Origin of the sequence: Streptomyces echinoruber, from assembly GCF_014651135.1 — a bacterium.
GTDB classification, from domain to species: Bacteria; Actinomycetota; Actinomycetes; order Streptomycetales; family Streptomycetaceae; genus Streptomyces; species Streptomyces echinoruber.
On record NZ_BMWH01000001.1, the window covers coordinates 130,536 to 151,541 of the forward strand.

Annotated in this window: 14 protein-coding genes and 1 pseudogene; 10 read left to right on the forward strand and 5 right to left on the reverse strand. The window is 71.3% G+C overall.

The annotated features are described in order from the left end of the window. Window positions 1–6: 6 nt before the first annotated feature. Together IE225_RS00540 and IE225_RS34200 are read left to right on the forward strand one after the other, a co-directional pair. The gene (locus IE225_RS00540) at window positions 7–519 is read left to right on the forward strand and encodes a flavin reductase family protein (protein WP_190055244.1); all 513 of its coding nucleotides are present in this window, start codon (window positions 7–9) and stop codon (window positions 517–519) included. 299 nt (window positions 520–818) lie between these two features. Further along, a pseudogene (locus tag IE225_RS34200) lies at window positions 819–1,042 on the forward strand (IS630 family transposase); the annotation flags it as partial. 294 nt (window positions 1,043–1,336) lie between these two features. On the opposite strand, the gene IE225_RS00545 reads toward IE225_RS34200, so the two are convergent. The 3 genes from IE225_RS00545 to IE225_RS00555 all read right to left on the reverse strand — a co-directional run bounded on the left by IE225_RS00545 (window position 1,337) and on the right by IE225_RS00555 (window position 4,817). Continuing rightward, on the reverse strand, window positions 1,337–2,752 hold the full coding sequence (locus IE225_RS00545) for a DUF6177 family protein (RefSeq protein WP_190055245.1): 1,416 nt from the start codon (window positions 2,750–2,752) through the stop codon (window positions 1,337–1,339). 169 nt (window positions 2,753–2,921) lie between these two features. After that, window positions 2,922–3,338 carry a hypothetical protein gene (locus IE225_RS00550; RefSeq protein WP_190055246.1) on the reverse strand — a complete coding sequence of 139 codons (417 nt, stop codon included), beginning with the start codon at window positions 3,336–3,338 and terminating at the stop codon, window positions 2,922–2,924. Window positions 3,339–3,359: 21 nt separating this feature from the next. Beyond that, the gene (locus tag IE225_RS00555; protein ID WP_190055247.1) at window positions 3,360–4,817 is read right to left on the reverse strand and encodes an EndoU domain-containing protein; all 1,458 of its coding nucleotides are present in this window, start codon (window positions 4,815–4,817) and stop codon (window positions 3,360–3,362) included. A 136-nt stretch (window positions 4,818–4,953) separates the two neighbouring features. Between IE225_RS00555 and IE225_RS00560 the strand changes: the two genes are divergently transcribed. Both IE225_RS00560 and IE225_RS00565 read left to right on the forward strand, forming a co-directional pair. Further along, the gene (locus tag IE225_RS00560; RefSeq protein WP_229879095.1) at window positions 4,954–5,802 is read left to right on the forward strand and encodes a GNAT family N-acetyltransferase; all 849 of its coding nucleotides are present in this window, start codon (window positions 4,954–4,956) and stop codon (window positions 5,800–5,802) included. 362 nt (window positions 5,803–6,164) lie between these two features. Beyond that, window positions 6,165–7,109, forward strand: a complete 945-nt coding sequence (locus IE225_RS00565) for a serine/threonine-protein kinase (RefSeq protein WP_190055249.1) — start codon at window positions 6,165–6,167, stop codon at window positions 7,107–7,109. A gap of 49 nt (window positions 7,110–7,158) precedes the next feature. Here the strand turns inward: IE225_RS00565 and IE225_RS00570 are convergent, their stop codons facing one another. Together IE225_RS00570 and IE225_RS00575 are read right to left on the reverse strand one after the other, a co-directional pair. Further along, complete coding sequence (locus IE225_RS00570) at window positions 7,159–9,462, reverse strand: UvrD-helicase domain-containing protein (RefSeq protein ID WP_190055250.1); 2,304 nt, start codon at window positions 9,460–9,462, stop codon at window positions 7,159–7,161. Further along, window positions 9,459–16,388 (reverse strand): DEAD/DEAH box helicase, encoded by a 6,930-nt coding sequence (locus IE225_RS00575; RefSeq protein WP_190055251.1) that lies wholly within the window; start codon window positions 16,386–16,388, stop codon window positions 9,459–9,461. Before IE225_RS00575 ends, IE225_RS00570 begins: the two co-directional genes overlap by 4 nt. 371 nt (window positions 16,389–16,759) lie before the next feature. Here IE225_RS00575 and IE225_RS00580 point away from each other — a divergent pair, with 371 nt between their 5' ends. From IE225_RS00580 to IE225_RS00605, 6 genes are read left to right on the forward strand one after another with little or no spacing between them, the layout of a single operon-like run. Continuing rightward, window positions 16,760–17,131 (forward strand): WXG100 family type VII secretion target, encoded by a 372-nt coding sequence (locus IE225_RS00580; RefSeq protein ID WP_190055252.1) that lies wholly within the window; start codon window positions 16,760–16,762, stop codon window positions 17,129–17,131. Between the two features lie 56 nt (window positions 17,132–17,187). Then, window positions 17,188–17,502 carry a WXG100 family type VII secretion target gene (locus IE225_RS00585; RefSeq protein WP_190055253.1) on the forward strand — a complete coding sequence of 105 codons (315 nt, stop codon included), beginning with the start codon at window positions 17,188–17,190 and terminating at the stop codon, window positions 17,500–17,502. Next, on the forward strand, window positions 17,502–19,241 hold the full coding sequence (locus IE225_RS00590; RefSeq protein WP_190055254.1) for an RNase A-like domain-containing protein: 1,740 nt from the start codon (window positions 17,502–17,504) through the stop codon (window positions 19,239–19,241). The genes IE225_RS00585 and IE225_RS00590 overlap by 1 nt, the downstream gene beginning before the upstream one ends. Window positions 19,242–19,267: 26 nt before the next feature. Further along, complete coding sequence (locus IE225_RS00595; protein ID WP_190055255.1) at window positions 19,268–19,834, forward strand: hypothetical protein; 567 nt, start codon at window positions 19,268–19,270, stop codon at window positions 19,832–19,834. 52 nt (window positions 19,835–19,886) lie between these two features. After that, window positions 19,887–20,186 (forward strand): RNase A-like domain-containing protein, encoded by a 300-nt coding sequence (locus IE225_RS00600; RefSeq protein ID WP_190055256.1) that lies wholly within the window; start codon window positions 19,887–19,889, stop codon window positions 20,184–20,186. A 13-nt stretch (window positions 20,187–20,199) separates the two neighbouring features. Continuing rightward, window positions 20,200–20,856, forward strand: a complete 657-nt coding sequence (locus tag IE225_RS00605; protein WP_190055257.1) for a contact-dependent growth inhibition system immunity protein — start codon at window positions 20,200–20,202, stop codon at window positions 20,854–20,856. Window positions 20,857–21,006: the final 150 nt, after the last annotated feature.

Here is a 21,006-nt window from a genome sequence, read left to right on the forward strand (position 1 = left end):
TGCACCATGGTGAGCACACAGGTCGGAGACAGTCCGCCGGCTTCGGGCAGTACGGAGTTCCGCGAGGCGATGTCGTTCCTCGCGGCTCCACTGACCGTCATCACGGCACGGGACGCCGATGGGCGTTTGTGGGGGTTCACCGCCAGTTCCGTGACGTCCGTATCGCTGGAGCCCCCGCTTGTGCTCGTAGGGATAGCGCATACGTCCAGCTGCTTCGGGGCGCTGTCCGAGGTCACCGAATTCAGCATCAACATCCTCGGAAGCGACCATCGGGATCTGGCCCGGACCTTCGCCACCCGCGGGGTGGACCGGTTCTCCGGAGTGCGCCTGGCGGACTGGCCCGACTCGACCGTGCCGTACCTCGCTGACATCACCGTCGCTCTGCGGTGCGCTGTGACCAGTCGCATACCAGTCGGCGACCACACGCTGCTGATCGGGGAGCTTTCCGGAATGCACAGGCAAGGGACGGCGGCCTCACCCCTGGTGTGGTACCGGCGCGACTTCCGGACACCTCTGTGAACGGCTGGTAGACCCCTTCTCCCGGAACTTCCGGTTCGGTGCGCAGCCGCACCTTGACCCGGAAGGCGTACCTCTCCGCCGGACAGGACCCCCTGATGGAGGGGACCGGTCGCCGATCACGACTCGGCGGCCATGACGCCGCTGATCCCCGGCCGGGCTCCCTCCTATCCGAGGGGCCCGGCCGGGGGGGACAGGCAGCGCCTGCGTTACCGACTTCGGCTCGAAGTCCCTGACGGGCCCGGAGCGGTGCCCGTATCCCGTGGTGTGGGGCATGCGGAGGGAGACGGACTGACTCCTGCAAGGAGGCGACCTGGGCGGCCGAGGTAGCCGAGGTAAAAGAGTCCGGGCGGCCCGCGGAGGCTGCATCGGCTTCGAGGACGAAGCCGGGTCCCGCCGGCCGCCCACAGGACGCACCTGAGGTCGGTGCGGCCGTACCGCGATCGTGAGCGTCAGCGGCCGCCGCACAGGGCGCCTGTCGGTGACCGGACCGATAGCCGTGCGGCCCGGCTCCCGCACCCGGCTGTGCTCCCAGGCATGGGCGATGGACACCCGCTTCCGGCCTTCGACCGGAGCGGGTATTTGTCGTTGCGGTGCCTTACGCCTGGCTCCTTCCTCCGGTGGCGGTTCGGTGGGCTTCGGCCGGCTGACGGTGATCCTTTCCGCCTGGGCCGTGTCCGCGGTCAGGGTCCTGGTCGCGGGGTCGAGGAGGCCGTGGTCGGCGCGTTGGCGGTTTTGGACCTGCCGGCCGGCCCGACCTCTTGCGGCACCCGGCCGCGGGCCGGTGGGAGTACGCGGCGTGTGGGTGCCCCGTTTCCCTTTACGGGGTGCCTCGCAGGTGCCGCAGCAGCGTCTCGAAGACGGTCCAGCCCTGCGCCGACTCGCCGTCCCCCAACGGGTAGTAGTAGCCCGGTCTGGCCGCGGTGCCGAGTCGTACCGGGGTGGCGGGAAGCGGCGGGCGGGCGGCGAGGCCGGTGCCCGCCTCGGCGACTTCGGCGGGGCCCAGGGCGAAACCGAACGGCACGGGCGGCTTTTCGAAGTGCGGCGGCACGGTGAGGTCCGCGCGGGCCTCGCGCAGTCGCGCGAGAAGGGTGCGCAGGCCGTGCCGCGCGGTGAGCTCGGCGGCCAGGTCCGCGACAGCGGACACCGGCGGCTTCTCGCCATCGCGGAAGCCGACGGCGAGGGTGACGTCCTCCTCCACCCCCTCCGGCGTGCGCAGCACGCGCAAGGTGGCCAGGGCGGGCCGGTCGGCCGAGCCGACGACGACGGTCCAGGTGGGCCGGGGCGCGCGCTCGTACGCCAAGTCGGTGAGGCGGTGCCGCGACCACGGCAGGTTGGCCGGTTCGGCGGTGCCCCAGCCGGTGGGGGGTTCGCCGGCGAGGGCCTGCCAGGCGGCCTCCAGGGCGCCGCCGAGGACCAAGTGGGCGTCGGGCCGGTGGACCGTGCGGAAGCCGAGGAGGAGCTGGCGCTCCCCGGTGCGGGCGACGTCCGTGAAGGCGGGGGCGACCGGTGCCTCGCCGTCGGCGTCCTTGACGGCCTGGAAGGCGCCGTCCCGCCAGCGCAGGACGGCGCCGGTGAGGCCGTCGTAGTAGCCGCAGTCGGGGTCCTGGACGACCCAGCGCGTGGGCGGGCCGGTGAGCGCCGTGCTGGTGGGGAGGGAGAGCCGGCAGTGGCGCGGCGTGACGATCTGGAGGGCGCGTTCGCTCTCCAGGGCGGCGCGCAGGGCCTCGGAGAGCCAGCTGGTCATGCCGATGACCGGCCGGTCCTGGAGGACCACGGCGACCTTGTCGGTGAGCACGTCGACGGCGGGCTGTGCGGCGGCCGGGGTGGGAACGGCCGTGATGTCGGAGGTGTCGACGGGGTGGGCCGGGTCGTCGGCGCCGGGCGCGTCCGGCGGCCAGACGGTACCGCCGAGCAGGGTCGCAAGGCGCGCGGCGAAGACTCCCGCCAGCCGTTCGGCCCCGGGCACCGCGGTGGAGGCGCGGGCCTCGGTCCACCACTTCTGCTCGTCGACGGCACCCGTGGCGCCGAGCAGCCGCTGCGCCTCCCCCGGCACATGGAGCAGCAGCGGGGCCTCGATCGAGACCAGGGGGCGGCCCTGCGCGTCGCAGAGCTGGATGACCGCTCCTTCGGCGGCGGACCGCACATGGAGGTCGGGACCGCCGGCGAGGAGGCCGGCCAGAACGCTCCAGGCGTCCGGCATGCGGTCGGTCAGTGCGATCACGTCTTTGGTCATGCGGTGCCCCCGTGTCTTCCCCGTGGTCGGTCGTCGATTCTTTGGCCAGCGCCGCCCGGACGAGCCTGCTCACCTCGCTGCGACGGACGAGCGTGCTGCGGCCGGGCGGCCGTGCTCGCATGAACGCCGGATTGTCGAAGGAATCCCTCAGGGGCTTTGAGAGGGTGAATCACGCCGTAATCTCTCGAAGCCCCGCGAGCGGGTCCCGTCCATTCTCCTTTACGTATTCTTCCCAGTGGGAGGCGATATTTGTGGGGCGCGCCAGCGCGTAATAGTCCCAGAAGTCAAGCAGGACCGCCAACGTCGTGTCCAGTGGGAATTCACCCTGTACGTGCTCCACGAAGTTGTTTTCAATGGTCACGCCCTGGGGACTGAAGGTGGCGGTGTGGGCGTTTCCATCCATTTCCTCCGGAGGGAAATCCGGGTCGGCCTGCGCCATTCTTACCAGATCGATCGCTTCCAGAATAGAAAGCGCGGAGAGTTGGATGTCGGCAGTCACCCATTGCCCCAGAACCTTGAGCTCTGCAGGGCCATTGAAGCGCGGTGTCCTGAATTCGTCCTGTGTATAATACTTGGTGCGGATCACGCGCTGTTCTCCTTCTGGTGCTTACTCACGGGGCATGATCGGGTAGACGGTCGTCGCGTCACCCGTGACGGGGTCGAAATAGCCTTCAAAAGTGATTCCCTTGTATTCGCCTTTCCACATATGAGCTTCGGGGTCGATCACCCGGCTGTTCTCGAATGCTTTGACCATCGCCCGCCGAACTTCGCGCTCCGTCCACGTCGGCGGGAAGAAAGTCGACTTGGCCCGCTTCATCACCCAGATGCCAGTACGCGGGTCGCGCATCCACACGTTGCCTGTCGTCAGCCCCGTTTTGTGATCGATTTCAAGAATTTTCGGAACCTTTACGCCGTAGGGATCGCGACCGCCTGGACGGAAATGATATCCGACGACCCGGGGCTGGCCGTTCTTGCCATACTTCAGCTCTCCCTTGAGCACGTGGTCGAAGGTGTGCTCGGGGATGTGACCGCTCGGCTTAGGGGCGGGCGGTTCCTCGACGTGGTCCGTTGGCTGCTGGCCATGCTGGCCGTGGTGGAGATCTCCACCGCCGCCGTGCCCCGTTCCGGAATCGGCGGGGCCGTGGTAACCGCCGTGGCCTGCGGCGTCGTGGTCCCCGGACCCGTGGCCGGAGCCGTGGTCACCGCTGTTCGCGCCGTGTCCGGCGTCGCCTCCTGCGTGAGCGGCGCCGTGGGGTGACCCGGACAGGGCGCCGTGGCCACTCGCGTGGGAGGCGGCCTCGGCCCCGGTGCCGCCGCCCACATGCGTCGGCACCGGTTGGTCCGCGTGGGCCGGCGTGTGCGGCGGCGAGATCTCGTGCCGTGCCAGGCGGTCCGCGGCCGAGGACTCGACCGGAATGGGGTTCTGGTGCGGCTTGCCCTCCGGGGAGACCATGGTGCCGTCTTCGTGGAGGATCGAGCCGTCCGGGTAGCGGACGGACTTGTCCGAGACGGTGACGGGGGCGTGCGTGTCCGGGATCTCGGGCGAACCGGCGCCGTGGAGGAAGTCGTCGGCGGCACCGGAGTGGAGCCCCTTCAGGCCCGCCATCAGGTCGCCGACCTTGAGCTTGGCGAAGCTCGCGCCCTTGCCGACGTAGGTCATGGGGTCGACGAGCCGGCCCGCCTTGCCGAAGGCGTTCGCGACCTTGGCGACGCGGCTGACCGCAGAGGCCGCCCCGCCCGCCTCACCCGCCTCGCCGGCCTTGGCGGCCAAACCGGCCTTGCCGAGCTTGAGGAAGGCGCCGGAGCCGAGGGTGAGGAGGTTGAAGGCGGCGGTGCCGCCCGCGCGGGCGGGGTTCTCGCCCCACTCGTCGTAGGCGACGAGAGACTTGCCGAAATCGCGCAGGGCCTTCTTCTGGCGGTCGGTGTCGCTGTGGTCGGCCGGGCCGAACATCTTGTCCATGGCCCAGTCGTAGGGCGTCATGATGTACGCGCTGACACCGCCGAAGATGTCGCCGATGCCCTTCCACGTCTTCGTGAAGGTGTCCCAGTCGAAGACGTTGACCATGTGGCCGAGGCCCTTGAGGGCGCCCCAGACGCCGTCGACGAAGAAGCCCTCCTCGGCAGCGGTTTCCGGCCGAGGCCCCTGCAGGCGGTTTGAAATGAAGTGGCGTCGCTGGTGCCCTGTTGCTTGGATACCCGGCGTGACCTCTGCTGATTTTGACGATCACCCTGAGCGGGCATTGCTGGACCGGCTTGAGGACTACTACGACGCGGTTCCGCGCCACGGCGCCCGAGTCGAGGACCACGGGCCGCTGACTCTGTTCGTGCGAGAGGGCCAGGGCTGGCCGTTCTACGCACGTCCCGCACGGGGATGGACCGGACCGCTGGAGGCCACCGATGTGCAGAAGGTCCGTTCCCGCCAGCGGGAACTGGGGATCCCGGAGAGTTTCGAATGGGTCGCGGAGACCACGCCCACGTTGCGGGCAGCAGTCGAGGAGTCGGGACTCGTGGTCCGCGAACATCCGCTGATGGTGCTCGATCCCGGTACTCCCGCAGCGCCATTGGAGGGGTTGTCCGGCAACCTATCCGTGCGAATCGTAGGGGCGGACGATCCGATACTGCCCAGCGCGCTGGCCGTTCCTCACCTCGCCTTCGCCGAGCCTGGAACCCACGTCGGTCTCGCGGGAACACCACAACTGGCGGAAGCGATCGACGCTCGTGTCGCCGACGGATCGGTGGAACGCACGATCGTGCGTATCCGGGCAGGTCTGACGGCGGTCGCCGCAGCTGTCGAGCATGGATCAGCGCTGTCCGCGGGCCAGCACCAACCGCTCGCAGGAATCAGCGAGATCGTCGGCGTCGGAACGCTCCCCGCAGCTCGCCGTCGTGGTCTCGCACTCGCGGTCACCGCGGTACTGGTGGCCGACGCCCGATCGCGGGGTGCGGCAACCGTCTTTCTGTCGGCAAGTGACGACGACGTCGCGCGGGTCTACGCCCGACTCGGCTTCCGCAAGATCGGTACGGCGCTGATCGCCGAACCCGCCGAATAAGCCGGCCCCGTCCACTTCGCAGTGGTATCACTTCTCATCTCACCGACATTTTCGGGCTCTGGGATTGACGAATGGTGGCCGAACTCGGATACCGACGGTGTCCTTTTCGCCTACGAAGCCAGAGGTCCTGGGCCCCGTCGATGACGACGTGCCGACAGCATGACCCCCGCCCGGTCGGCAGGTCGGTGGCCTCCACGCAGGTGCCGAGGCAGGTGCGCAGCCCGTCCTCGGTGCTCCTTGGGGGTTTTCCGGTCCGCGTACGGGGCTGGTTGACTTCTTCCGCGCGGGCTGCCGGCGGCGGGCCTTCCAGCCGGGCGGTCCGTGCGCCGACAGACCGCTGGGACTCACTGAGGGAAGGGAACGTGGAGCAGTTCGCCGCGGGCAAGGTTCTGCGCAGCAGGTACCGGCTGGACCGGATTCTGGGCAGAGGGGCGATGGGACACGTCTGGCAGGGGACGGACGTGTATCTGGAGCGTCCCGTCGCGGTCAAGACCGTCGCCGCGGATCTTCTGGCCCTGCCCGACTGGCGCCCCACCGCCCTGGCACGTTTCGAGAGGGAGGCCAAGGCCGCCGCTCGTCTGGACCACCCCAACATCACCACCGTGTACGACGCGGCCGTCACCGAGGACGTCTGCTGCCTGGTGATGCAGCTCGTCGACGGGACGACCCTCGACAACGTCATCGACGGCGCCGACGAAGGACGCCTGCCCGTGCCCGCCGCGGTCTCCGTGGCCGCGCAACTGTGCTCGGGGCTGTCCGCCGCGCACGCGGCCGGCCTCGTGCACCGTGACCTGAAACCCCAGAACGTCATGGTCCGCACCAGCGGTCTGGTGAAGATCCTCGACTTCGGTCTGGTGAAGGTCCTCTCGGACACGGACCCGCAGCTCACCATGACGGGCGAGACACTCGGCAACGTGGCCTACGCCTCGCCCGAACTCCTGGCCGGCGAGAAGCCGCTGGACGGCCGCAGCGACCTGTACGCGGTGGGGTGCCTGCTGCACCACATGCTCACCGGCCGCCCTCCCTTCCACGGTGAGAGCCCCGCCGAACTGGTGACCCGGCACCTCACCGCGCCCCCGCCCCGGCCGGCCGACCACGGTGCCGATGTCCCGGCCGCGCTCCAGGAACTGCTGCACGCGCTGCTCGCCAAGCGCCGCGAGGACCGTCCCGGCAGTGCGGCGGAGGTGTACGCGGCCCTCGCCCCGTACCTGCCGGCCCCCGATCCGGCCCTCGCGACCCGCAGGATGCCGCCGGAGGATCCCCGGCGGCCGTTCCTCGTGCCCCAAGGGCCGGTGGTGCCGCGCTAGAAGGCTCGTGAAGATCCGGGGCGCACCGCGGCACGATGCCGGCGGCCGCTCATGCCGCGACCGGCGGCCGGACTTTGATCAGTTCCTTGAGGAACGGGCTCGGCTCCCCGTGCCAGAAGATGTCCAGGCTGTCCCGGGCGCGGGTGGCCGCCACGAAGAGCAGGGACCGGGCGCGCTGCATCTCCGTCCGGTAGCGGGCCGGGTCCGTGGTCCGCCGCTGCCGGACGCTCGCACGCGGCACCAGGCCGTCGGTCACCCCGGCGATGATCATGCGCTGGTACTCGAGCCCCTTGAAACGGAACATCGTGCCGACGTGGACGCCGCTGTCGCCGCGGGGGCCGTCCGGCCCGATCTCCAGCGCCCGGATGCCGTGCTGGGCCAGAGTCTTCATGACCTCGCTCACCATCAGGTTGGTCGGCACGGCGATGGCGATCTGCTCGTGCGGCATCTGGCCCCAGGACTCGATCAGCGCGGCGATCGCCTCGCGCTCCTCCTCCCAGTCGTTCAGCCTGTGCAGGTCCGGGACGGCCCCGCTGAGCACGGACCGGTACCCGGCCAGCGTCTCGGAGCTGCCGTCGAGGTCGTCGTACGTCTCGTCGCCGAGCAGGGTCAGCGCGGAGCGCAGGATCTGCCGGGTGGTGCGGTAGCTCAGCGACAGCTTCGACGACCGGCCGCGGATGTTGATGCCGAGGCTGCCGAGGGTCACCTGGTTCTTGTAGATGCGCTGGTGGGTGTCACCGACCAGGAAGAGGTCGTTGCGGTCCGGGGCGGTCATCGCGCGCAGCATCTTCCAGTGTGCGGGCCGCAGGTCCTGGGCCTCGTCGACGACGATGTGCCGGTACCGGTAGCGCAGCCAGCCTCCCGAACCGTCGGCCACGTGGATGTTGTCCAGGCCGCCCGCTTCCTCCCGCCGGCGGTCGAGGGCCTGGATGCGCCGGGCGCGTGCCACCTCCAACTGCGCCGCGCGCTCCGCGATCTGGTCCCACGTCTGGACTCCGAGCCGGTCCAGCCGCTGGGTGAACCGCTCGACGAGCTGCCAGATCTCGGCGCGCTCGGCACGGGTGACCGTGCCTCCGCGTCCGGCGCGGCGCGCCCGGAAGTATTCCGTGCGGGAGGTGACGGCCTGTCCGAGGATCACCTGCGTCCACTCGTCGTTCAGGAACTCCGCGTCCCAGCGGTCCTCGCCGAGTTCGTCCAGGAGCGAGCGCCATTCGCGCACCGCCTGCGCCTCGTCGATGATCCGCTTGCGGTTGCCCGGCTCCGCCTCGCGGACGGTGCGCAGCGCGAGCTGGTCGACGTGGCTGATCTCGACGCGGGACAGCAGCGTCTCGCCGCCCAGGGCGAGCAGCCGCGACCGCAGGTCCGCAGCGAGGTTCTTGTTGTACGTGGTCAGCAGAACCGGCTTGTTCCGGCCGGCCGGGAGCCGCTCGACCAGGTGCTTGACCCGGTGCAGCGCCACGATTGTCTTGCCGGTGCCGGGTCCGCCGCCCACGCGCGCCGGACCGCTGTAGTCCCGCGTGACCAGCTTGGCCTGGGTGGGGTGCAGGAACACCTTCCAGCGGCCGAAGTCCTCGCCCTCCAGCGCCTCGCGCAGTGCTTCGTCGGTCGTGGTGACGATGGTGGCGGGACGTTCGGCGGCGGCCCGGAAGTCCTCGGGGTCCACGGGTTCCGGCGCCGCGACGGGGGCGGTGACCTGCTCGAGGACGTCGTCGTACGCCTTGCCGTCGTACAGGGCCAGCAGCACCTCACCGGTGAGCTGGGGGGCGTACTCGACGAGTCCGAGGAGCTGGTCCTCGGTGGTCAGCGCGGCGACGACCGGGATCAGGGACGGGGCCACACCCAGGTCGGTGAGCTGTTGTTCCGACCACTTCGCGAACAGCGGCTCCGGGGCGGCCGGTTCGGCGGGACGGGCGGGCTCGACCGGCTCGGCGGGAGCGGCGGGCTCGGCGGGAGCGGCGGGCTCGGCGGGAGCGGCGGCCCGCGAGACCGGGGAGTTGAGCACTTCCTCCTGCACGACCTGCAGGTCCACGTACTCGATGCCGCCGGTGACGCGGTTGACCGAGTAGGTGAGCCGGTCCAGGTGCGCGTATACGTCCTTGCGGTGCTTGACCGAGACGATCAGCCAGTCGTCGTCGGCCAGGCGCAGCAGCAGCGCCCGGTACTCGTCGTTGACGCGTGCCGAGTACAGCTTGTCGTGCCCCTGCAACTGCTTGAGGCGCAGGCCGGCGGAGTCGGGGTTGGTCTTGAACTTGTGCTGGAAGTCGTAGATCGCGCCCTTGACCGGGCGGGGGAGCTTGAGGATCTCCCGGTCCGCCTTGTCGAGCAGGCGCAGCGTCACGTTCTTGCCGGTCACGGTTGCTCTTTCTCCCCGTTCTCCGTGGTGGTGCCGTCGGGCAGGTCACGATGCCGCCGGTCGCCGGACGGCGGTGCGCCGTTCAGGCGGGCCATGATCTCCTCCGCGGTCCAGGCGGCGGCGGGCCGTACCTCCCAGCCGGCCGCGGCGAACGCGCGGTCGCGGTCGGCGGCCTCGGGGTCCTCGTCCTCGCCCTCCGGCGGGCGGGGGGCGAGAACGACACCGACGCGTGCCTCCCGCCACGCCAGTTCGGCCAGCCAGCCGTTCTCGTCGAGCTCGTAGCCGTCCTCGGGGACCGGGGCACCGCGCGCGGCGAGGGTCTCGGCGAGCGCGAGCAGGCCGGGCTCGTCCGGGTCGAGATACTCGATGACCCGGTCCCACGCGGGGTTTCGGACAGGCGTGGCGGCGCCCGCCGCGGGCTCCTCCGCGGCGGCCGGGGCCTGCGGCGCAGGAGCGACGATCCCGGTCGGCGCCGGCGTGCCGCCGGCGGGCACGGTGGTGGCGAGCGTGGCGCGGACGCTCTCCAGGCGGACGCTCTCCAGGACGCCGCCCCCGCCCGTGACCGCGAGGGTCTCGACGGGGAATGCGTCGAGACGGCTGGTCGTGAGCTGGACGGCGTCACCGCCGCCGCTGTCCAGGAACTGCAGCAGGTTGGACCAGTACAGCCAGGCCCGCCAACGGCGCTTGTGCGCCTCCTCCTGGGCGTGGACGCCGGGCGCGTCGTCGAGGAGGGCGATGCCGGTCCACACCGGGGGCCTGGCCCGGCCGTCCGCGGCGAGGACCAGCGGCAGCCCCGAGCCGTCGGTGACCGTGAACAGCTGCACCGGGCCGCGGGGCCCCGCGGGCGCCGTGCCGCGCAGTGCCGCCGTGATCTGCTCGCCGAGCACCTCCGGCGCCAGCGCGACGGGGCGGGCCCCGGCGCCCATGAAGCCGGCCAGGGCTGCCTCCGCCCGCCACTGCCAGCGCTTCGCGTCCGGCAGGCGCAGGTACTCGACGAGCTGCACGGCCGGGTTGACCCACACCGTCTCCGCGAGTTCACCGGGCAGGGCGCTTCGCACCTTGGCGTAGTAGTCGCGGGCCTTGCCGCGGGCCTGGTCGCCGTACGGCTCCCACACCGGGCGGGCCGGGCCGGCGCCCGCGTGGCCGGTGTCCCGGACGCGGCGCTGCCACTCCTTGACGTCGCCGTAGGTGAGCTGGAAGACCCGCAGCCCTTCCGCGCGCAGCCGGGTGCGCTTGTCGGCGTCGTCGCCGGCCCGGTTGTGCTCGCGGCCGGCGTGGAACTCGTAGCCGTCCAGGTAGACCGCCACGCGCGGGCCGGGCGCGTCGACCCGTTCGAACAGGACGTCGGGGCGGGTGCCGTCCAGGGCGCGCTGCTGCGACACCCGCCAGCTCAGCGTGGTGCCGTCGGCCGCGGTCAGCCGCAGGTCCAGCGCGTGGGTGCCGGCCGGCGTGATGTAGGCGTCGCCGCTGGCACGGCTCTCCGGGAGGGCCGCCCACTCGCGCAGCGTGTCGATGAACAGCACCTCGAGGTCGCTCTCGGCCTGCCGGTGCATCGGGATGTGCTGGGTGGTGGCGACGGGCGAGGTGCGCCAGCGCTCGCCGTCCGCGCCGAGCAGCTCGTCGAGCATCTGCCGGACCTCGTTGCGGCTGACCTTGTCGTAGTCGGCCGGCGGCACGCGGAGCAGCAGGCAGCGGTGGCAGCCGTCGAGCCCTTTCCTCAGGCAGTCGCAGTTCTCGATCACCTCGCGGGCCTTCAGCAGGACCTCGCGGAAGCCGTCGGAGGTCGCCAGGCGGTGCAGGTACCCGGTGCCGCCGGGCAGCCGGTCGTACACCACGAGGAACCGGCGCGGCCATTCGCGGTCCTCGCCGTCCGGCATGGAGGCGGCGGTGATGTCGATGTGGTCGGGGTCGCCGCCGTAGCGGGCCGCTATGCCCGCGAACAACGCGGCGGTGAACGAGGCGAGCCGCTCCTTGGCACGCGCCACGGACGCCGGCAGCAGGATGCGCACGGCCTCCGTCGTCAGCTCGTGCGCCAGCAGCAGCGGTACGTCCAGTCCGGCGCCCTGCTCCTCCCCGCTGCCGCGCAGCCGCCGGCGCGGGCACCACAGCTGGTGGTGGGCGCTGGCGCGGGTGGAGCGGGCGAGCGAGGCGGTGAGGGCGTGCTGCGACTGGTCGACGACCGGCTGCCCGTCGGCCGTCGCCCCGCCGCAACTGGCGCACACGTAGAACGGGTTCAGGCGCACGTCGGCCCCGGCCAGCGGGACCGTGCTGCTGCCGTCCTGCCGGTCGATCCCCAGGTTCAGGGTGCGGACGACGGCCTTGCGGGTGAAGTCGGCGCCGAAGACCGCGGTGTCGTGCCGCCACGATCCGGCCGCCAGGTGCGCCGGGGCGATGTCGACGGTGGTGAGGACCGCGTACCGCTTCCGGTCCCGTTCCTCGCGGTCGTCCCGCACCCGGGCGTCGTCCCGTTTGTCCCGGGACATCACCCGCCGGGGCTTCAGCACGCGGTGCACGCAGCCCGCGTCGGCGATCTCCCGCGAACCGCACCGCGGGCACGGCGAGGTGTCGTGCTGCGGGTCGCCGTGCGTGCGCGCGTACCCGCAGGCCGGGCAGAGGCGCCACACCTCCCAGGCGCGCCGCTCGGGGCTGCCGATGTCCAGGGCGCGCACGACGTGCCGGTAGCCGTTGACGTAGAAGCTGTTGCCGGGCGCGAGTTCGGTCAGGGCCAGTTTGCGGGAGCGGTCGTAGTCGCGCACCTCGCTGCGGTACACCCAGTCCCGGCGCTCGTCGTCGCCCTCCGGGGCCGGGGCGTCCTCGTCGTCCCCGGGCGCCTCCTTCCAGTAGAGGGTGGCCTCCAGCGAGGTGGTGGTGTCGGTGAGGCTGTAGTTGGGCAGCAGGCCCAGTTCGACGAGGGCGTTGTGCGCGCTGGTCTGGCTCAGCTCGCGCAGCAGCTCGACCGTGGCGCGCCGCTCCGCGAGCAGTTCGCGCCGCTCCGCGCCCTGTTCGCGGTCCTCGGCGAGCAGCCCGTCCACGGCGGTGTCGATGGCGGCGATGCGGCGGCGCAGCTCCTCGCGGCGCGCCGTCCACTCCTCCTCGGCCTCCTGCAGGGCGCGCGCGATGCCGCCGGTGGCGTACGCGCGCAGCTCGTCCGCGGCGTGCGCGGACACCCCCCGGTCGTCGTCCGGGCCGCCGCCGGCCTGCGGGAACAGCGCCAGGAACTCCTCCACCAGCCGCGCCCCGTGGGTGAGCGCCGCGTCGGCCAGGTCCTGGCACCAGCCGGTCGTGCCGAACAGCGCCGACGACAGGCGCGGCACCGGCATGAGCGGCTCGCCGTCGGAGGTGGTCAGCTCGCCGCGGGCCGCCCGGTCCAGCAGGTGCGCCGTGTACTGGCGGCGCAGGATCTCGACGGCCGACAGGTAGCAGCCCGGCGGCACGATGTCACCGGCGATCATCTCGGTCGGGTCGTCCAGGTAGTACCGGTCGCGCGCCCGGCGCCCGCCGAAGGCGACCACCAGGGCGTTGCCGGTCCGGCGCCCGGCCCGCCCGGCCCGCTGCACGTAGTTCGCCGGGCCGCCGGGCAGCGAGCCGAGCAGCACCGCGGAGAGGTCGCCGATGTCGATGCCCAGTTCCAGGGTGGGCGTGCAGGACAGCACGTTGGGGTCGGTGTAGTGGGCGCCCTGCCGGAACGCCCGCTCCACGCGCTCGCGTTCGGGCCGGGTCAGCATGCCGGTGTGCTCGGCCGTGACGACCCGGTAGGTGCCGCCGGTCAGGTACAGGCGGCGGTAGTAGTCGGCGCGGTAGTCGCGTTCGAGCCTTCCGCCGAAACCGTCGCCGCCCGCCCCGGCCGAGGAGGTGTCGTGCTGCGGCGGGGTGAGGATGCCGGTGCAGCGCCAGCGCGGGCAGGGGTGCCCGTACCAGCGGGTGCGCCGCTCGGGCGGCACCACCTGCTGCCAGCCGCACTCCTCGCAGGCCACGAACGCCTTGTTGACCAGGTCGTCGGTGAGCAGCCGCACGTGGATATGGCCCGGCTGCAGCCCGTAGACGCGCGTCGTGCGGTCCTTGGCGGTGCGCACCGACAGCACGCCCTCGTCCGCGAGGACCGGCAGCAGCCTGCGCAGGTACTCGGTCGCCTGCGCCGCGTCCAGGCCGAGGCAGCGCCGCGTCCAGTCCTGGTACCAGTTGTTCCGGCCGGTGATGGTGTCGAACTTCGTCTTCTCCTTGGGCCCGTCGAGCAGGAACCTCGGCGGCGCCACCCGCCCTTCGGGGAAGGCGGGCATCCCCTCCGGGCGCCGGCCGGAGATCAGGTACTGGTTGACGCCGGCTTCCCTGATCCAGGTGTCCAGCCACCGGTGCCGCACGCCGCCGCGCAGCCGCAGCCGCTCCAGCAGCCCCCGCACGTACGCCAGGTACCGGTCGGGCGTGGGCAGGCCGCCGTCCAGCCCCAGCTGCCCGGGCAGCGCGAGGTGGAGGTCGCGGGCGAGCGCGGCGATCCGGTCCGGGTCGGCGATCACCACCTCCGCGGCCGTGGTCCGGGTCAGCTCCAGGGTGCGCCCGAGCCGGGAGCGCAGCCCGAACTCCATGACGGTGGCGAAGGCGAGCCGTTCCCCGATGAGTTTCCAGGTCCGCGCGTCCCCGGTGCCGCGCCCCGACAGCAGCCGGTCCACGCCCGGTTCGTCGTGCAGGTCCGGCGGCACGACCGCGGCCAGCGTCTGCGGGTCGTCCACGGAGTCCAGGACGTCGCCGATGAGGTCGTTGAGCGGCAGCGGCGCGCCGGTGTCGTCCAGTTGGTGCGCCAGCAGCGAGCGCAGCGAGAACTTGTAGGAGGCGTTGGCGACGTACCCGGCCCGGTGCGCGGCGTCCTGCGTGGAGTCGTTGAACAGCAGCGTCTTGCGTTCCTCCGGCGCCAGCGCGATCTCGTGGCCGCCGGTGAAGAGCTGGGTGACCGTGGCGGAGGCCAGCGCGGCGAGCGCGGTGCCGAGGAACCTGATGCCGTTGTCGGTGTTGCACGCCGGGCAGGTGTCGTCCAGGGCGGCCTGGTCGGCGGTCTTCTTGTCCAGGACGGCCCGCGCGAACCAGGCGTCCTGCAGCCCGTCGGCGTCCTCGGCGACGGGCATGCGGTAGGTGCCCTGCGCCCCGTCCAGCACCACCACGGACTGCGGGTCGACGCCGCCCGCCTGCTTCGGCGCGGTGCCGGTGAGCGCGGCGAGGGCGTCCCGCGCCTCGGCGGGCGTCGCCGAGATGAAGTACCGCAGCCGCCGCTTGTCCCGTCCCACGGAGGCCTGCCAGATCCGCGTCGGGCTGGTCTCCAGCTTCTGCGGGTCGGCCTCCGGGGACAGGGCCGCCCAGCCCGAGCGGCCGCACACGCGGCAGTAGACCGCGGGCAGGTGGGCCTGGGCCGGCCGCTGCACGGTGTCCGCGCCGGGCAGCGCCTCGGGCCGCCGGGAGTCCGCCGTGGGCCACGCGTCGTCGTCGGCCGGGTCCTCGGACGCGGACGCCGCGGTGAGCGCGGAGCGCCGCGCGACGGTCCGCTCGTCCTCGTACCAGCGGAACTCCGGCCGGGCGCCCACCCCGCTCAGGATCCGTCCCACCGGCCGGATCCACAGGTGCGCCTCGATGTGCAGCAGCGGGCGCGGCCGGCGCTCGTCGGAGGCCGGATCCCGCGCGGACGACAGCAGCGCCACGAACCGCGACAGCGCCTCCAGCGCGAGCCGCGGGTTCTCCCGCGCGGTGCGCGCCCACGCGTACCCGAAGCGGGCCATGCGGTCCCGCAGCCCCCACTCGTCGAGCGGCTCGCCGTTGAGCAGCGCGAGCACGCCGTGGGTGAAGTCGTGCTTCTTCAGCAGCCGGCCGATCTGGAAGGCGTCCAGGCCGCGCCGCCCCAGCAGCCGCTCGGCGAGCCCGTCCAGGTCGAGCCGGTCCGGGTCGGACTCCACGCCCGGTCCGCCCGAGACGTCGATGACCTCCTTGGGGCTCGGGGGTTCGGGCAGCTCGTAGTCGATGTCGCCGACGAATTCGTCGGCGCTCAGCCGCTCCTCGCCGATCACCGCGTCCGGACCGAACGGCACGCCGAACACCTGCTCGGCGACGGTGAGGATGCCCCCGGTGTCGCCCCCGCCCTCGCCGAGGGTCGCCGAGGTCGCCACCGGGCAGATCGAGCCCAGCGGCCGCCCCGGCTTCGCGGCGCCCACGGCCGCCGCCAGCCGCCGCAGCAGCATCGCCACGTCGGTGCCCTGCGCGCCGTCGTAGGTGTGGAACTCGTCCAGCACGACGTACGCCGGGTCCGCGCCCTCCCACAGGGGCCGGTCCTCGCCCCGCTGCAGCAGCAGGTCCAGCATCTTGTAGTTGGTGATCAGCACGTCCGGGGGCGACTGGCGCATCTCCTCGCGCCGCGTCATCACCCGCCGGAAGTCCGTGTCCGGTTTGTCGCCGATGTAGAGGCCGGCCGTCACCTGGGCCAGTTCCGGCTGGGCCAGGTAGTCGCCGATGCGGCCGGCCTGGTCGGTGGCGAGCGCGTTCATCGGGTACAGCAGCACGGCCTTCACCCCGCGCCGGCCCATCGCCTTCTGCCTGCGGCAGTGGTCGAGCACGGGGATCAGGAACGACTCGGTCTTGCCGGACCCGGTGCCGGTCGTCACAAGCGTCGGCTCGGCCGGCCCGTTGAAGGTGCTCAGCCGCTCCCAGGCCTTCGCCTGGTGCCGCCACGGCGTGAACGACGGATGCCATTCGAGCGCCGACCGCCACCCGTCGCCGGCGGGGTGGAACGGCGTCCTGATCCGCAGGTACGGCCCCCGGAAGATGCCCGTCTCCGGATCCCCGAGGAACCGCTCCAGCGCGAGCCGCGTGTCCTCGTCGGCCAGCGCGTACGTCGTCGTGAGGTACTGCGTCAGACTGCCGCGGAGCTGCGCGGCGGCCAGGGTGGGCTTCACGAGGACCTTTCGGGCAGGACGGGTACCGGAACCGCCCGGTGCGCAGCGCCGTGACAGCCGGCGAGGGCACCGTGACGATCAGCGTCAAAAATAGCGCCCACCTCGGACATTGGTACCCGCGCGGCCGGATCCCGGACTCCGGCCGCGCGGTGCGGACGAGACTCGGGTGCCCGGTGATGTCCGTGGCCGACATCGTCTGCCCGCCGGTTGCCCTCCTCGGGGCCGTCGTCGGCCTCGCGGAAGCGCGCGGATAGGATCACTCAGGATCACTGCGCGCACGAGCTTGTCACGCTGAGGTCACGGGGGCAGAGATAAGAGCAGTGGGCGTACGTGGTGCAGGCGCGGGCCGGGAGGGCGGCGCCGATCTGAGGGTGTCGAGTCAGGACCTCGCCAAACTGGCTGATGACCTCCACGCCATGCAGGACTACCTGAACAAGCAGGTCAGGCGGATGGACGCGATCGTCGACCGTATCGAAGCGGGGTGGCGAGGACCGGCGGCGACGGCGTACCGCGCCTTCCACCGGGCGGCGGCCGAGGACGCCGTGCGCATCCGTGAAGTGATCCGGCACCTCGAGCAGGCCGTGCGCCTGAGCCGGGACGGCTTCACGGAACGGGAACTGGATGTGGTGGCCCGGCTGCAGAGCGTTCCGGTGGACGTCGACAGCGAGGTCGACAAGTTGTCGACATCGCATCCGGAGACGGCCGGGCCCGCCCGTCCGCGCAGCAGCCTCGACTCCCTCTGACGACCTCTCCGAGGCTGCCTGCCGCCACCGCGACGACACCTACGGAACGGGGAACCATGCCGAACGGGAGCACGGACGACGGCCGCATAACCGTCTCCTTCGCCACCCTCCGCGAACTCGCCACCGAACTGGAGGACATCCTCAAGAAGCTCAACGGCAGTCTGGACGACCTCCGCGACCGGGTCGTGCCGGTCGTGCTGTCCTGGGAGGGGGAGGCCCGCGAGGTCTTCGTCGAGAAGCTCGACGAGTGGGACCGCTCGGCCCAGGACCTCCAGGCGGCCCAGAAGTGGTTGCATGAGTGCGCGACCACGAGCCACCTCAACTACGCGGCGGCGCACCAGGCCGTGCTGCGCGGCTGGGGGGTCGGCTGATGGGGACGCCACCGCCGGGTCAGGGCGGCACCATCGACGTCAAGCCGACCGACCTTTACCGAGTCTCCGGCGGTGTGGCGAGTCAGCAGACGGTGATGGACAAGGGCGCCAGGACCCTGCTCGAGGATCTGCACAAGTACCCGGACGCCGGTGGTTACGGCACCTCGCCCCAGGCGTTCGCGACGTCGTACGCCAAGGTGGGCAATCGCTTCCTCGAGGTGTGGGCCAAGAGCGTCGTCAGCATCGGGGGCGCGGCGGTCGGCTTCACCTCGACGGCCAACACCTACGCGAAGGCGGAGGCGGCCAACGACCCCACGGGGAAGACGAAGCCGGTCGTCCAGCCGTTGCCGGAGGTCATCGAGAAGCCGCCCGCCTACGGTTCCGTGCCGAACCTGAAGTGGGGCGACGACGACGGCGGCGACGACTTCGTCCGCAGGCTCCTCGAGTGGGTGCCCGAGCCGGTCCGGGACGTGCTGAGACCGGTGGTGAAGCACGCCTTCCGGATGGGCAAGGTCGCCGAGGTCTATCCGTTTCCACAGCAGCACTACCTGAACTCGCTGTCCAAGGCGTGGATGGCGACGACCACCACGCTCTCCACGGTGGAGAGCGGGCTGTCCGGGAACATCAGCAGCATCACGCAGCAGACCAACAGCGAGTGGTACGACGCGATGCGCCAGTTCTGCAGTTCGCTGTGGGGCACGACGGCGTGGGGCGGGAACCGCGAGAACTACAACTGGAAACACGACCGCGCCTCCTCGCAGACCGCCACCCATCCCGTGATGACCGTGCTGTTCGACACGGCCCGGAAGGTCAGTGATCTCCTCTACGATTTCGCGGAGGCGGCCGTCTACCTCAACGGCGAGGTCTGGAACGTCTACATCGAGGCCGTGCGCGACGCGATCCCCAAGGTGGAGATCGACCTCAAGGACGGCGTCGGTATGGACGACGTCAAGGGCCTGCTGAAAGGCGTGGCCAAGGGGGTCGCCAAGGGCGCGAGCCAGCTGGGCTGGGGCATCGTCCTGAACATGGACACCGCCAGGCTGAACGCGATCGTCACCGAGTACAACCGACGGGTCGACGCGCTCGTCCCGCAGCTCGACGCGCTCATGGGGCCGTTGGACGAGGCGTACCTGAGCGCCCCGAAGTTCGAGGCCCAGGAGGCGCGGGCGGAGGGCTTCGGCATGAGGTCCCTGGAGGAGTTCAAGGACTCGCAGGTCTGGCTGAGGGTCGACTCGGCCGGCAAGTACGATCTCAACCTCGCCGCCAACGAGTACCTGGAGAACGGTCACACCCTGGACAAGCACGTCGGCAAGACGGACGAGCAGTTGGCGCAGCGCCTGCGCGACCAGCAGACGAACCCGAACCCGACCACGGCCTGGCCGTACGGCAAGCCGTACCCCGGCGCCGCGTCCGCCTTCCCGAACTACCGGCGGGCAGAGGAACTGACCGAGTACAACCTCAACCGGAACAAGGCCGCCATCGAGGCGTGGATCAAAGGCCCGCCGCCGCCGGAAGAAGGAAGCGTCAAGGACTTTCATTCGGTCGCGCCGAATGGCGAGACCAGCGGCCGCAGCGTGTTCAAGCAGCCGGTGGACCCGAACGATCCGCTGTCCGGGTACAAACAGGGTGGCATGAACGCCAAGGCGTACGACGTGCACGGCATCGACACGCGGATCCGGTATGACAGCAGCCGGACCCCGCCGTTCACCGTCATGACGTCGATGCCCTCCCGGTCCTAGCGCCCGTTGAGAAAGGCCAGCACCACATGTCCGTCGACCAGACGTCCTGGGAAGCCGCGGTACGTCACCTGTTCGAGGACGCGTACCCGTACGACGCCACGGGTCCGCGGCGCCACGAGGACTGGGTCCTCGACGTCATCGCCTTGATGGCCCGGGCCGTCCCGGACCCCCGGGGCTGGAACGGCCTCGACGACGCGGCACAGAGCCCGGAGCACGACGGGTCCCCCACGTTCCCGTTCGCCGTCCACCCCCCGGAGTACATCGCGCAGCGTCTCCACGAGATCGACCGGGCCAGCGCCGAGAACCTGCTTCTGGCCCTCACGGATGATCGCTGCACCCTGTCCAACCTGAAGCGTTTCACGGAGAGCGAGGAGGAACTGCGAGCGATGGCACGCACGGTCCTCGCGCGGTACGGGGACGAGGCCACCTATCACACGAACGTCGACAGGCCCGGCACTGTGCCCGGCACACTCGACTTCACGACATCGCACTGGGGCTACGCCCCTCTGAGCGACGTCTACTCGGAGGATTGCGGCCTGATCGTCGTCTCGGACACCGAGGTGGGCATGTTCTGGAACTTCTCCGACTATTGATCCGTCAGAGCACAGCTTCTGACCGGATGATCTGATTTGAGAGGATGCTCCCGTGCTGACCCGTTCCGCCTCCTACCCCGACCGGGAGACCGCCCACTGGGCCACCCAGCAGGTGGTGACCGCCAACGAGCAGGTCATCCACCGCTGGCTCGCCCAGGGCACCCGGGCCCGTCTCACCATTGAGGCCGCCTGGCCGTCCCGCGAGGAGCCCGTGGGCCGGGTCCAGCTGGAGGGTGACCTGCTGGCCGGGCGCGGGCCCGTCGACGTCCGTGCGGCGCGCGTAGTGCTGCGTCGTGAGCCGTCGCGCCCGCACGGTTTCGTCGTCCACACGACCCTTCCGTTCTACCTGTAGGAGCCGCCCGCACGTGTCCATGAAGCCCCTCGAACACGACCGCCGGTACGGCGAGCTGGACCAGGTGATGCGCGCCTACCTGGGGCAGCCGGCCGACGACACCCCGGAGCGGCGCAGCCGCGCGCTGGACGCGTACCTCCGCCACACCTGGCACACCCGCCCCTGGGCCATCGCGGAGGCGGAGCGCCAGCTGCGCGAGTACAGCCGCAACCCTCCCGGCCGCATCCGGCAGCAGCTGGGCGAGTTCTACGCGATCCCGGACACCGGGATGCCCGAGTCCAGGATCGGCGACTGGCTGCTGGTACTGGCCGACCACCTGAGGAGGAGTGTCGAGGAAGGCGACGTCCCGGAACCGTCGTCCCCGCAGACGCACTGGGAGTGGCACGCGCGCTTCCCGGAAACGGCGCAACTGCTGGGCGGTTGGTTCTCGCAGGACATCGTCGACGAGTTCCCCGACCACGATGCCGCCGTCGCCGACTACGCCGCCACCACCGACCCCCACCTGGTCGCACGCCTCGTGGGCGAACTCCACGAGCTGCTCGCCCTCCCCCTGGACGAGGGGGACTACGCCTTGGCGGCCGCCGAACTCGGCATGGAGGTCGGCCCGCCCGAGCCGTTCTCCTACGGCGCCTGGTTCCGGTCACTGGCGACGACGCTGTCCGGTGTCTGATCCGCCCCCGGCCCGCCGTTCGTCGTTCCGGCGCCATGGTCGGAGCAGCCGCCGCTGCCCTGGCGACACCATGATCGGAGATGATCACCAGAGATCTGCCGACGAGCGGCGGCCTGGCGGAGTCGGAACGGGGACGGCCTGGTGGTCGGC